General features: G+C 64.9%; 12 protein-coding genes. 11 read left to right on the forward strand and 1 reads right to left on the reverse strand.

The annotated features are described in order from the left end of the window. Window positions 1-173: 173 nt before the first annotated feature. From NR187_RS31215 to phoB, 8 genes are all read left to right on the forward strand, one after another. Window positions 174-1,229, forward strand: a complete 1,056-nt coding sequence (locus NR187_RS31215) for a lysylphosphatidylglycerol synthase domain-containing protein (protein ID WP_211384154.1) — start codon at window positions 174-176, stop codon at window positions 1,227-1,229. Between the two features lie 74 nt (window positions 1,230-1,303). After that, entirely contained in the window at window positions 1,304-2,602 is a 1,299-nt protein-coding gene (locus NR187_RS31220; protein ID WP_256808927.1) for an ATP-binding protein, read from the forward strand. A gap of 144 nt (window positions 2,603-2,746) precedes the next feature. Beyond that, complete coding sequence (gene pstS, locus NR187_RS31225; protein WP_211384156.1) at window positions 2,747-3,760, forward strand: phosphate ABC transporter substrate-binding protein PstS; 1,014 nt, start codon at window positions 2,747-2,749, stop codon at window positions 3,758-3,760. A 130-nt stretch (window positions 3,761-3,890) separates the two neighbouring features. After that, the gene (gene pstC / locus NR187_RS31230; protein WP_211384221.1) at window positions 3,891-4,880 is read left to right on the forward strand and encodes a phosphate ABC transporter permease subunit PstC; all 990 of its coding nucleotides are present in this window, start codon (window positions 3,891-3,893) and stop codon (window positions 4,878-4,880) included. Window positions 4,881-4,884: 4 nt separating this feature from the next. Beyond that, complete coding sequence (gene pstA / locus NR187_RS31235; RefSeq protein ID WP_211384157.1) at window positions 4,885-5,730, forward strand: phosphate ABC transporter permease PstA; 846 nt, start codon at window positions 4,885-4,887, stop codon at window positions 5,728-5,730. Continuing rightward, complete coding sequence (gene pstB / locus NR187_RS31240; RefSeq protein ID WP_211384158.1) at window positions 5,727-6,551, forward strand: phosphate ABC transporter ATP-binding protein PstB; 825 nt, start codon at window positions 5,727-5,729, stop codon at window positions 6,549-6,551. The genes pstA and pstB overlap by 4 nt, the downstream gene beginning before the upstream one ends. 11 nt (window positions 6,552-6,562) lie before the next feature. Beyond that, window positions 6,563-7,279 (forward strand): phosphate signaling complex protein PhoU, encoded by a 717-nt coding sequence (phoU, locus tag NR187_RS31245; RefSeq protein ID WP_211384159.1) that lies wholly within the window; start codon window positions 6,563-6,565, stop codon window positions 7,277-7,279. A gap of 22 nt (window positions 7,280-7,301) precedes the next feature. Continuing rightward, complete coding sequence (gene phoB, locus NR187_RS31250; RefSeq protein ID WP_014491300.1) at window positions 7,302-8,009, forward strand: phosphate regulon transcriptional regulator PhoB; 708 nt, start codon at window positions 7,302-7,304, stop codon at window positions 8,007-8,009. 131 nt (window positions 8,010-8,140) lie between these two features. Here the strand turns inward: phoB and NR187_RS31255 are convergent, their stop codons facing one another. Further along, the gene (locus tag NR187_RS31255; RefSeq protein ID WP_211384160.1) at window positions 8,141-8,653 is read right to left on the reverse strand and encodes a GcrA family cell cycle regulator; all 513 of its coding nucleotides are present in this window, start codon (window positions 8,651-8,653) and stop codon (window positions 8,141-8,143) included. 455 nt (window positions 8,654-9,108) lie between these two features. Here NR187_RS31255 and NR187_RS31260 point away from each other — a divergent pair, with 455 nt between their 5' ends. From NR187_RS31260 to NR187_RS31270, 3 genes are all read left to right on the forward strand, one after another. Next, window positions 9,109-10,317, forward strand: a complete 1,209-nt coding sequence (locus NR187_RS31260; protein WP_256808932.1) for an aspartate aminotransferase family protein — start codon at window positions 9,109-9,111, stop codon at window positions 10,315-10,317. Continuing rightward, the gene (argF, locus tag NR187_RS31265; RefSeq protein ID WP_256808933.1) at window positions 10,317-11,240 is read left to right on the forward strand and encodes an ornithine carbamoyltransferase; all 924 of its coding nucleotides are present in this window, start codon (window positions 10,317-10,319) and stop codon (window positions 11,238-11,240) included. The genes NR187_RS31260 and argF overlap by 1 nt, the downstream gene beginning before the upstream one ends. 201 nt (window positions 11,241-11,441) lie before the next feature. Then, window positions 11,442-12,461, forward strand: a complete 1,020-nt coding sequence (locus NR187_RS31270) for an Hsp33 family molecular chaperone (protein ID WP_256808934.1) — start codon at window positions 11,442-11,444, stop codon at window positions 12,459-12,461. Window positions 12,462-12,938 lie beyond the last annotated feature (477 nt).

The raw sequence follows: 12,938 nt of genomic DNA on the forward strand, positions 1-12,938 counted from the left end.
AGGCACGAGTTTTTGTTCGAATTGCCGAATTCCACTCCGCCCGGAAACGCGCTAGTGGAAGGGGAGCGGGCATGCGCGATGCCGGGGCCGGCGGCGAGGGGTCGTTGGGTACCTGCATGTCGTCCGCCTGTTCGCCGGCCACCCCGGCCGCTGAAGCGTTGTTCGAGGTCTAGATGCTGGAAGCCATCCGCAGGGCGATATCGTTTCTGCGCCAGAAGCAAATCCTGCATAAGCTTGGAGTTGTGATCAGCGTCGCGGTCATCGGCATCGCTTGCTATGTGCTCTATCACATGCTGCGAGGCATCGATTTCAACGAGGTCGTCGAAGCGATCAAGAGCACCGAGCCGAGCCAGATTGCGATGGCGGGGCTGTTCGTCGCTGCGGGCTATTTCACCCTGACCTTCTACGACCTGTTCGCGGTGCGGGCCATCGGCCACTCCCATGTGCCCTATCGCATCAATGCGCTCGCGGCCTTTACCAGCTATTCGATCGGCCACAATGTCGGCGCCAGCGTCTTCACCGGCGGCGCGGTGCGCTACCGCATCTATTCGGCCTACGGCCTGAACGCGATCGACGTCGCGAAAATCTGCTTCCTCGCCGGCCTGACCTTCTGGCTCGGCAATGCCGCCGTGCTCGGCCTCGGCATCTCCTATCATCCGGAGGCCGCCGCCTCGATCGACCAGTTGCCGCCGTGGCTGAACCGGGCGGTGGCGATGATGATCATCGTCGGGCTGGTCGCCTATGTGGTCTGGGTCTGGACCCAGCCGCGGGTGGTCGGCCGCGGGCCGTGGACCGTGATGCTGCCGGGCGGCCCGTTGACCCTGCTCCAGATCGCCATCGGCATCATCGACCTCGGCTTCTGCGCGCTCGCGATGTACGTGCTGGTCCCGGACGAGCCCAATCTCGGCTTCGTGGTGGTCGCGGTGATCTTCGTCTCGGCCACCCTGCTCGGCTTTGCCAGCCATTCGCCCGGAGGCCTCGGCGTGTTCGACGCCGCCATGCTGGTCGGCCTCTGGCAGATGGATCGCGAGGAACTTCTGGGCGGGATGCTGCTGTTCCGCGTCCTCTATTATCTTTCCCCCTTCGTCATATCTGTAATCTTGCTGACGTTTCGCGAAGTTATCATCGGCGCACGATCGAAGCGCCTGCAGCAGGCGGCGCTCAAGCTCGACCCCGGCCCGGCGCGTGAAGCCGCCTATGTGAGAGAGCGTAGCGACAGCGGCGCCTGACCGGCGCAAGTCATGAGTCTCAAGTCTTGAGTCTCAAGTCTTGAGTCCAGAGCCCCCAGGAGAAGCCCGCCCCGATGGCGATCGACGCCCCATCTTCTCCCACCGCCCAGCCCTGGTCCGACCGGCTGCGGCACTCGACCATCATCCTGATCGCCGCAGCGCTGGCGCTGTCGGTGGTGGTCTCGCTCGACGAATTGTCGGTGATGCGGGCGGCGACGGTGTTCCTCTGCATCGCGGCTGCGGCGCTGATCCCCTGGCGGCTGCACGATAACGCGGCCTCGCGCGAGGATACCCGCCGGATCAATCCGGTCGAGAGCGCGGCGGTGGCCGCAGTCGTCGCCGGCATGCCAGATCCGGCGGTTCTGCTCGACCGTGCCGGCCGCGTCATCCACCTCAACGCCGCTGCCGCCCAGCTCGCCCCGGCGCTGCGGCGGAACGAGCTCGCCCAGTTCGCGCTGCGCTCGCCGGAGATCATCACGGCGCTGCGCGAGTCGATCGCGACCACCGAGCCGCGGCGCACGACCTATCTCGACCATGTCCCGGTCGACCGCTGGATGGAGCTGACGATCACGCCGGTGCCGGTGCCGACCTCGTTCGGCGGCGCCGACAAATGCATGCTGATGACCTTCCACGACCAGACGCCGCTGCGCCGGGTCGAGGAGATGCGCGCCGACTTCGTCGCCAATGCCAGCCACGAGCTGCGCACGCCGCTGGCCGCGCTGTCCGGCTTCATCGACACGCTGCAGGGCCAGGCCAAGGACGATCCCAGGGCACGCGAGCGCTTCCTCGGCATCATGCACAACCAGGCCACCCGCATGGCGCGCCTGATCGACGACCTGCTGTCGCTGTCGCGGGTCGAGCTGTCCGCCCATGTGCGGCCCGACACCCTGGTCGACCTGCTGCCGATCATCTTCCAGGTCGCCGACGGGCTCGAGCCGCTGGCGCGGGAACGCCAGGTCGAGGTCGAGACCAACCTGCCGGAAGCGCCGGTGATGATCGCCGGCGACCGCGAGGAGCTGCTGCGCCTGTTCGAGAACCTGATCGAGAACGCGCTCAAATACGGTGCCTCGGGCGGACGGATCATCGTGTCGCTCAATTCGGCTGCGGCCCCTGATGGAACTCCGGAAATCCGGGTCCTAGTCCGCGATTTCGGCCCCGGCATCGCGCCCGAGCACCTGCCGCGGCTGACCGAGCGGTTCTACCGGGTGGACGTCGGCGACAGCCGCTCGCAGGGCGGGACCGGGCTCGGATTATCGCTGGTGAAACATATTCTTAACCGCCATCGCGGCCGGCTTCTGATCGAAAGCGTGCCCAAGCAGGGCGCCACTTTCACCGCCTGTTTTCCCCAGGTCAGGACTGCGGCTTCAGTCTGAAATCCAAGTGATTTCAGCTGGTTGCGCGTGTCATCCGAGTGTCACGAAACCTTCGTAAAAGCACAGCCGACCGCTCCTAAAGGGACGGCACGGGGAGCGCGATCGGGCGCTGATGGCGCTTCGCTCCCCTGTATGGAGACCAGCATGAATTTCATCAAAACGATCGTCGCTGCCGGCTTGGTCGCCGCATCGACGACGGTGGCCTTTGCTGCCGATATCACCGGTGCCGGGGCGACCTTCCCGTTCCCGATCTATTCCAAATGGGCTGACGCCTACAAGAAGGAGACCGGCAACGGTCTGAACTACCAGTCGATCGGTTCCGGCGGCGGCATCAAGCAGATCCAGGCCAAGACCGTGACCTTCGGCGCGACCGACATGCCGCTCAAGGCCGAGCAGCTCGAGAAGGATGGCCTCGTCCAGTGGCCGATGGTGATGGGCTCGATCGTTCCCGTCGTCAACCTCGAGGGCGTGAAGCCGGGTGAGATGGTGTTCGACGGCGAGACGCTGGCCAGCATCTATCTCGGCAAGATCACCAAGTGGGACGACGCCGCGATCAAGAAGCTCAATCCCAATGTGAAGCTGCCTTCGGACGCGATTACCGTGGTCCGCCGCTCGGACGGTTCGGGCACGACCTTCAACTTCACCAACTACCTCTCCAAGGTCAGCCCGGACTGGAAGAGCAAGGTGGGCGAGGGCACCGCGGTCGAGTGGCCGGTCGGCGTCGGCGCCAAGGGCAACGAGGGCGTCTCCGGGAATATCGGCCAGACCAAGAACTCGATCGGCTACGTCGAGTATGCCTATGCCAAGCAGAACAAGCTGACCTACACCAAGATGGTCAACAAGGGCGGCAAGACCGTCGAGCCGACCACCGAGGCCTTCCAGGCGGCCGCCTCCAACGCCGACTGGGCCAAGGCTCCCGGCTATTACGTCATCCTGACCGACCAGCCCGGCGACAAGTCCTGGCCGATCACCGCGGCGACCTTCATCCTCATGCACAAGGATGCGACCGACAAGGCGGCCGCGAAGGAGGCCCTCAAGTTCTTCACCTGGGCGTTCAAGAACGGCGACAAGATGGCTGAGGAGCTCGACTACATTCCGATGCCCGACAGCGTTGTGAAGCTGATCGAGAAGACCTGGTCCGCCGACATCAAGAGCTGAGTGCTCTGGTCCCGGACGCAGTGCCGGGATCTGCAAGACGTCCGCTCCGGATCGGCTTTGCGCCGCATCCGGAGCGCAAGACCGACAATAAGCGTATATAAAACGGGCACAGGGGATCGGCGTGGCTGAGATGGCTGTCGAGAGCAATGTAGTTGATGCCGCCGGACCGTATGATCGCGCCAAGGCGTTGAGCGCGTTCAAGCTCGGCGATGTCACCTTCTACTGGATCACCCGGCTGAGCGCGATCTCGGTGCTGCTGATCCTCGGCGGCATCATCATGTCGCTGGTCGTCGGCGCCTTCCCGGCGATGAAGGAGTTCGGCCTCTCGTTCCTGTGGACGCAGCGCTGGGCACCGTCGGCCGATCCGCCCGTGCTCGGCGCGCTCGGGCCGATGTACGGCACGCTCGTCACCTCCTTCATCGCGATGCTGATCGCCATTCCGGTCGGTATCGGCATTGCGATCTTCCTGACCGAGCTCTGCCCGCAATGGCTGCGCCGCCCGATCGGCATGGCGATCGAGCTGCTCGCCGGCATTCCCTCGATCATCTACGGCATGTGGGGCTTCTTCGTGCTGGGCCCGTTCCTGGCCAACACCTTCCAGCCCTTCATGATCAAGATCTTCGACGGCATCCCCGTGCTGGGCACAATCTTCGCGGGACCGCCGTCCTATCTCAGCCTGTTCAACGCGGCGCTGATCCTCGCGATCATGGTGCTGCCCTTCATCACCTCGATCTCGGTCGACGTGTTCAAGACGGTGCCGCCGGTGCTGAAAGAGGCCGCCTACGGCGTCGGCTGCACCACCTGGGAAGTCGTCCGCAGCGTGGTGATCCCCTACACCCGCGTCGGCGTCATCGGCGGCGTCATGCTGGCGCTCGGACGCGCGCTGGGCGAGACCATGGCGGTGACCTTCATCATCGGCAATTCGTTCCGCATCTCGGGGTCGATCTTCGCGCCGGGCACCACGATCTCGGCGGCGATCGCATCCGAATTCGCCGAAAGCGACGGTCTGCACCAGTCCGGCCTGATCCTGCTCGGCCTCTTGCTGTTCGTACTGACGTTCTTCGTGCTGGCCGCGGCGCGGCTGATGCTGATGCGGCTGGAAAAGAAGGCGGGGAACTAACGCGATGAACCCGATCTATGCACGTCGCCGCCGCAAGGACCTCATCATCCGCGGTCTTTGCTTCGCGGCTGCCGCCTTCGGCGTCACCTGGCTCGCGCTGATCCTGATCACGCTGCTGTACAACGGCCTTGCGGGCCTGAATGTTCAGCTGTTCACCGAGAACACGCCGCCGCCCGGATCCAACGAGGGCGGCCTGCTCAACGCCATCGTCGGTTCGCTGATGATGACCGTGATCGGCGTCGGTATCGGTGCGCCGCTCGGCATGTTCGCCGGCACCTATCTCGCCGAATACGGCCGCAACGACAAGCTGACGTCGGTGATCCGCTTCATCAACGACATCCTGCTCTCGGCGCCATCGATCATCATCGGCCTGTTCATCTATGGCGCCGTGGTGGTGCCGATGCGCGGGTTCTCGGCGGTCGCCGGCTGTCTCGCGCTCGCCGTCATCGTCATTCCGGTGGTGCTGCGCACGACCGAGGACATGCTGCTCTTGGTACCGAACGCGCTGCGCGAGGCGGCCTCGGCGCTCGGGCTGCCGCGCTCGCTGGTGATCAAGCGGATCGCCTACCGTTCGGCGCGCGCCGGCCTCATCACCGGCGTGCTGCTCGCCACCGCCCGCGTCGCCGGCGAGACCGCGCCGCTGCTGTTCACCGCGCTGTCGAACCAGTTCTTCAGCCTGGACCTGACCAAGACGATGGCCAACCTGCCGGTCACCATCAACAACTTCGTGCAGAGCCCCTACGCCTACTGGAAGCAGCTGGCATGGAGCGGGGCGCTGCTCATCACCCTGACCGTGCTTGCCCTGAACATTGGCGCGCGCATACTTGGCGCCGAGAGGACCGCAAAATGAGTGAACTTTCAGTATCGTCGATGAGCGCGGCCGGTGGCCTGCCCCAGACGGCAGCATTGCCCGAGGCTCCCCCCAAGGTGACGGTGCGCAACCTCAATTTCTATTACGGCGAGCACCACGCGCTGAAGAACATCAACCTGACGCTCGGCACCAACCGCGTCACGGCGTTCATCGGCCCGTCGGGCTGCGGCAAGTCGACCCTGCTGCGCATCTTCAACCGGATGTACGACCTCTATCCGGGCCAGCGCGCGACCGGTCAGGTGATGCTCGACCAGACCAACATCCTCGACGGCAAGCTCGACCTCAATCTGCTGCGCGCCCGCGTCGGCATGGTGTTCCAGAAGCCGACGCCGTTCCCGATGACGATCTACGAGAACATCGCTTTCGGCATCCGTCTTTACGAGAAAATCCCGAAGTCCGAGATGGACGGCCGGGTCGAGAAGGCGCTGCGCGGCGGCGCGCTCTGGAACGAGGTCAAGGACAAGCTCAACGCGTCGGGCCTGTCGCTGTCCGGCGGCCAGCAGCAGCGCCTCTGCATCGCCCGCACGGTCGCGGTGCGGCCCGAAGTGATCCTGTTCGACGAGCCCTGCTCGGCGCTCGATCCGATCTCGACCGCCAAGGTCGAGGAGCTGATCCAGGAGCTGTCCGAGAACTACACGATCGCGATCGTCACCCACAACATGCAGCAGGCGGCGCGCGTCTCCGACAAGACCGCCTTCATGTATCTCGGCGAGTTGATCGAGTTCGACGAGACCAGCAAGATATTCACGTCGCCGACCGATCGGCGCACGCAGGACTACATCACCGGCCGGTTCGGCTGAGGAGACAGGACATGGGTTCCGAACATACCGCAAAGGCCTTCGACACCGACCTCCAGGAGCTCACTCGCCTGGTCGCCGAGATGGGCGGAATCGCAGAGCGCATGATCGTCGATTCCGTCGATGCGCTGATCCGCCGCGACGTCGCGCTCGGCCAGCGCGTCGTCGCCATCGACGTCGAGCTCGACGCGCTCCAGAAGAAGATCGAGGAGCGCGCCGTCCTCACCATTGCGCGCCGCCAGCCGATGGCGGTCGATCTGCGCGAGATCGTCGGCGCCATGCGCGTCGCGACCGATCTGGAGCGTATCGGCGACCTCGCCAAGAACATGGGCAAGCGCGTCGCGGCGCTGGAAACGGATTTTCATCCGCTCAAGCTGTTCCGCGGCCTCGAGCACATGACCGACCTCGTGCAGCAGCAGGTCAAGTCGGTGCTGGACGCCTATGCCGCGCACGATCTGCCGGCGGCGATGGCGGTGTGGAAGGGCGACGAGGAAGTCGATGCCATCTGCACCTCGCTGTTCCGCGAGCTTCTCACCTACATGATGGAGGATCCGCGCAACATCTCGTTCTGCATCCATTTGATGTTCTGCGCCAAGAATATCGAGCGCATCGGCGACCACGCCACCAATATCGCCGAGACCGTGTTCTACATGATCGAGGGCCAGGCGATCACCGACAAGCGGCCGAAGGGCGACATGACGAACTTCGCCACGACGGTTCCGAATACCTGATCACGCAAGGAGCGACGACACCATGGGCGCACGCATTATGGTGGTTGAGGACGAGGAAGCTCTCACCGAGCTTCTTCGCTACAACCTCGAAGGCGACGGCTATGACGTCGAGACGGTGATGCGCGGCGACGACGCCGACACCCGGCTCAAGGAGCACATCCCCGATCTCATCGTGCTCGACTGGATGCTGCCGGGTCTGTCCGGCATCGAGCTGTGCCGACGGCTGCGCACCCGGCCCGAGACCAAGCAGCTCCCGATCATCATGCTCACCGCGCGCGGCGAGGAGAGCGAGCGGGTGCGGGGTCTTGCGACCGGCGCCGACGATTACATCGTCAAGCCGTTTTCGGTGCCGGAGCTGCTGGCGCGGGTGAAGGGCCTCTTGCGGCGCGCAAGCCCGGAGCGGCTCGCCACCGTGCTCGCCTATGGCGACATCGAGCTCGATCGCGACAAGCGCCGCGTGGCGCGCTCCGGCCGGCCGATCGACCTCGGCCCGACCGAATATCGCCTCCTGGAGTTCTTCCTGGAGCATCCGGGCCGGGTGTTCTCGCGCGAGCAGCTGCTCGACAGCGTCTGGGGCCGCGACATCTACATCGACGAGCGCACGGTCGACGTGCATATCGGCCGCCTGCGCAAGCTGCTCAATCTCGGCCGCGAGCAGGACCCGATCCGCACCGTCCGCGGCGCCGGCTATGCGCTGGACGACCGTTTCGCGAAGGCGGAGCAGGCGTAAGTTCAGCCGCGAACAGGCAAGTAAAAAGCGCGCCGGGCGGCGCGCATTTCCATTTTTCGATCGTTCCGGTCCCTACTGCGCAATTGCGCGCTAGCTAGTTAGGCCGGGACGATGTCGTTTGGAGCCGGGCTTCAGCGCGGCCCCGGCTTCGCCGGTGCGCGCCGGCGATCCGCCGCGGGCTGATACGCCACGCGCGAGTGCTGGGCGCAATAGGGCAGGCCGGAGAGGGCCTTGCCGCCGCAGAAGAAGAAGTCCGGGCTCGAGGGATCGCCGACCGGCCAGTGGCAGGTCGCCTCGTTCAGCTCCAGCAGCGACAGCCGCTGGCTCATCGGCACCACGTTGTCGTAGGTGACCGGCTCAGCCTCCACCTCGACCTCGAAGGCCTGCGCCAGCGCGGTGTTGCCGCGCGAGATCGGACGGGTCACCCGCATCATGTGCTGCGCGGGACGCGCCTTGCGCGGCCGGGGCGCTGCGGAAGATGGGCTCTTGGCGCGGCCCGACAGGCCGAGCCTGTGCACTTTGCCGATCACGGCATTGCGGGTCACATTGCCGAGCTCAGCCGCGATCTGGCTGGCCGAAAGTCCGGCCTCCCAGAGCTTTTTCAGCTGCTCGACGCGATCATCGGACCAGGTCAAAACCGTCATTGCACCCTTTCCCTCGCTGCGCGCCAGCCATCCTGGGGCCTCGCAGCGAATGCCTAAGCCTTAAAAACCCGTGCCGTCAGAATCCCTTAAGGCTCGCCGGGCGCGCCAATGACGCCCGAACGTTTACGCCGGTACATAAGGACTTAGAGATCAGAACCGCTGCACGAGATGTCGTATCTGACAATCCAAACGCTACAATATGGCGTGACTCCCGCGCAAGAGTCCGCCGACTCGCTTCCACATGTTCCGTGGTGAAAAACCCGCAAAATCGGCACCGCAAGACTACGGATTCTGCGTTTCGCGAGGCTTTCCGGGCGGCATTGACACCCGTCTTGCCAGGCATAAGATAGTGCCGCGTGCCGCCCTTAAAAGGCGGCACGTTTCGTTTTCCGGACCGGTCAATGGTGCGTTGCGCAATGCACATTCAGGCCGTCCACAACATTCAAGTGATCGTCATGACCAACAGCGCCGCGCCGCATTTGCTCCCTGTTTTCGCCAGGGCCGACCTCGGCTTCGAGCGCGGCGAGGGCTGCTGGCTGATCGCGACCAATGGCGAGCGCTATCTCGATTTCACTTCGGGCGTCGCCGTGAATGCGCTCGGTCATGCTCATCCCGCGCTGGTCGCAGCGTTGCAGGAGCAGGCGACCAAGCTCTGGCACATGTCGAACCTGTTCCAGAGCCCGGACGGCGAGAAGCTTGCGAACCGCCTCTGCAACGAGAGCTTTGCGGACTTCGTGTTCTTCTGCAATTCCGGCGCCGAGGCGCTGGAAGGTGTGATCAAGCTGGTCCGCCATCATCACTTCTCCAAGGGGCATCCGGAACGCTATCGCATCATCACCTTCGAAGGCGCGTTCCACGGCCGCACGCTGGCGACGCTGGCCGCGACGGGTTCTGCGAAATATCTCGAAGGTTTCGGTCCGCCGATGGATGGTTTCGACCAGGTGGCGCATGGTGACATCGAGGCCGTGAAGAAGGCGATCGGTCCGCAGACCGCCGGCATCCTGATCGAGCCGATCCAGGGCGAGGGTGGCGTGCGTTCGGCGCCTCCCGGCTTCCTCAAGGCGTTGCGCCAGCTCTGTGACGAGAAAGGCCTGCTGCTCGCGTTCGACGAGGTGCAGACCGGCATGGGCCGCACTGGCGATCTCTTCGCCTATAAGCGCACCGGCGTCACGCCTGACGTGATGTCGCTGGCCAAGGCGCTCGGCGGCGGCTTCCCGATCGGCGCGATCCTGGCGACCGCGGACGCGGCTTCCGGCATGGGGCCCGGCTCGCACGGCTCGACCTTCGGCGGCAATCCGCTCGCGATCGCGGCCGCGAACGCCGTGCTCGACGTCATGCTCAAGCCCGGCTTCTTCGATCACGTCCAGAGGATGTCGCTGCTGCTCAAGCAGAAGCTCGCCTCCGTGATCGACCGTCATCCCGATATCGTCAGCGAAGTGCGCGGCGAGGGCCTCCTGATCGGCATCAAGGCCGTGGTGCCCTCGGGCGATTTGGTCGCAGCTTTGCGCAACGAAAAATTGCTCACGGTCGGCGCCGGCGACAATGTCGTGCGTTTCCTGCCGCCTTTAATCGTCACCGAAGCCGAGATCGAGGACAGCGTCGGGCGGCTCGAGCGCGCCTGCACCGCGATCTCGTCCAGTCAGACCAAGCGGGCGGCAAGCTGATGAGCAAGTCGCCGAAGCACTTCCTCGATATCAACGAGCTGCCGTTGTCGGAGCTCAAGAGCATGCTCGCCGCCTCCTCCGCCATGAAGGCGAAGCAGAAGGTGCATCAGCCGGTCAGGCCGCTCGAAGGCAAGACGCTTGCGATGATCTTCGAGCGGCCCTCCACGCGCACCCGCGTCTCGTTCGACGTCGCGATGCGCCAGCTCGGCGGCGAGCCCATCATGCTCACCGGTGCCGAGATGCAGCTCGGCCGCGGCGAGACCATCGCCGACACCGCGCGTGTGCTGTCGCGCTATGTCGACGCCATCATGATTCGCATCCTCAATCACGATGCGCTGCTGGAGCTTGCGGAATATGCGACGGTGCCCGTCATCAACGGCCTGACGCGCCGGTCGCACCCATGCCAGGTGATGGCCGACCTCATGACCTACGAAGAACATCGCGGCCCGATCGAGGGCAGGACGGTGGCCTGGACCGGCGACGACAACAACGTGCTCGCCTCCTGGGCGCACGCCGCCGAGCGCTTCAAGTTCCAGCTCAATGTCGCGACCCCGCCGGAGCTGGCGCCGAAGAAAGTCATGCGCGACTTCATCAAGGCGACCGGCGCGTCGATCGTGCTCGGCACCGATCCCGAAGCCGCCGTGAAGGGGGCCGACTGCGTCGTCACCGATACCTGGGTGTCGATGGGCGACAAGGAAGGCGAGCACCGCCACAACGTGCTCAAGCCCTATCAGGTCAATTCGAAGCTGATGTCGCTGGCCAAGCCCGACGCGCTGTTCATGCACTGCCTGCCGGCCCATCGCGGCGAGGAGGTCACGGATGAGGTGATCGACGGCCCGCAATCCGTCGTGTTCGACGAGGCCGAGAACCGCCTGCATGCGCAGAAGGGCATTCTGGCCTGGTGCTTCGACGCGGTGAAATGATCTGAACGCGTGTCGCGTTGCCGTCGCCTCACATGGCGCTGTCGTCCCTGACAAGCGTAGCTCATGGCAATGCATAGCGTTGCCGGGACCGAAGCGCTTGTCCGGGACGACAGCGATTTCGAGGTTGCTTGGTACGGTTCAAACGGCTCCCGCGCACGCTACCCCCTTCCATTTTTCTCCTCCGACCCCAGATAAAGCGCCATGGTTTCCCAATCCCCTGACATGAAAACCGGGCCCGAAGGCCCGGTTCGCGCACCATCGGCGGTTTCGATCGATGACGCCGTGCTGCCCTACGAGGTCGACGCACTCGACGTGCGTGGGCGCCTGGTGCGGCTCGGTCCGGCACTCGACGAGATCCTGACCAAGCACGATTATCCTGCGCCGGTCGGCAAGCTGCTCGGCGAGGCCATCGTGCTGACCACGCTGCTCGGCTCGGCGCTGAAATTCGAGGGCCGCTTCATCCTCCAGGCCCAGACCGACGGTCCGGTCTCGTTCCTGGTCGTCGACTACATGGCGCCGGATCGCCTGCGTGCGTACGCGCGCTTTGATGCCGCGCGCCTCGGCGAGGCCAGGGATTCCGGCATGCAGTCCGGCGCCCTGCTGGGCCACGGTCATCTCGCCATGACCATCGACCAGGGCCCCGACATGAGCCGCTACCAGGGCCTGGTCGCGCTCGACGGCGGCAGCCTGGAGGACGCGGCTCACGAATATTTCCTGCGCTCCGAGCAGATCCCGACGCGCGTGCGTCTCGCCGTCGGCGAGGAGTGGCGCTCGAACGACGGCGGCAAGCATCGCTGGCGCGCCGGCGGCATGCTGATGCAGTTCCTGCCGAAGGCCCCGGAGCGCGCGCGGCAGGCCGATTTGCATCCCGGCGATGCGCCCGAAGGCGTCGAGGTGCACAGCGTCGCTGAGGACGACGCGTGGGTCGAAGCGCGTTCGCTGATCGAGACCGTCGAGGACGTCGAGTTGATCGATCCCGAGCTGTCCGGCGAGCGGCTGCTCTACCGTCTCTTCCATGAGCGCGGCGTGCGCGTGTTCAATCCGCTGTCCTTGAAGGCGCAATGCTCCTGCTCGCGCGAGGCGGTCGCCTCGATGCTGAAGAGTTTTTCGCCGGACGACCGCGCCGCGATGGTCAAGGACGACAAGGTCGTCGTGACCTGCGAATTTTGCTCGTCGGTGTACGAATTCACGCCGGATGAAGCGGGCGTCGAGGACGCGTAGGCACTCGGCCTGCGAGCCCTCGCGACCCGACGGGCAATACACCTGCGAGGCTGTCAATCCTCTCTGGCAAAATATTCCACTTTACCGAAATTCGGATTTATCGTAGATGTTGCCTATCCCGGCTCATCCTTGAGGGGCGATCGTACGTCGTCACGATATGCGAGCCGGGTTGCGGTGGACGCGGCAGCGTCGTGCGCGAGAGGTGCGGGCAGGGCGGGTAGTCCCTGCGAGCCCGTGGCCACGTGCGGACGAGCGACGCTGATGCGTACGGCAAAACCGTGTGGTCCTGACCGTCGTTGCTACGGTCAAGCTTTCGCGGAGATGCGCGCGAGCCCAACCGGGCGGACGGCATCGTCAATTCGCGGGGCGAGGGAGGCCAGAACGAACTCGGCTCCCGGGAGAGCACGGCATAAGCCGTCCGACCATCGCGCAGGGAAGGCCGAGTGATTGGCTACACCTGTATGCTGCTGTGCGGTT

This window comes from Bradyrhizobium sp. Bra64 (assembly GCF_024519875.1).
GTDB classification, from domain to species: domain Bacteria; phylum Pseudomonadota; class Alphaproteobacteria; order Rhizobiales; family Xanthobacteraceae; genus Bradyrhizobium; species Bradyrhizobium japonicum_G.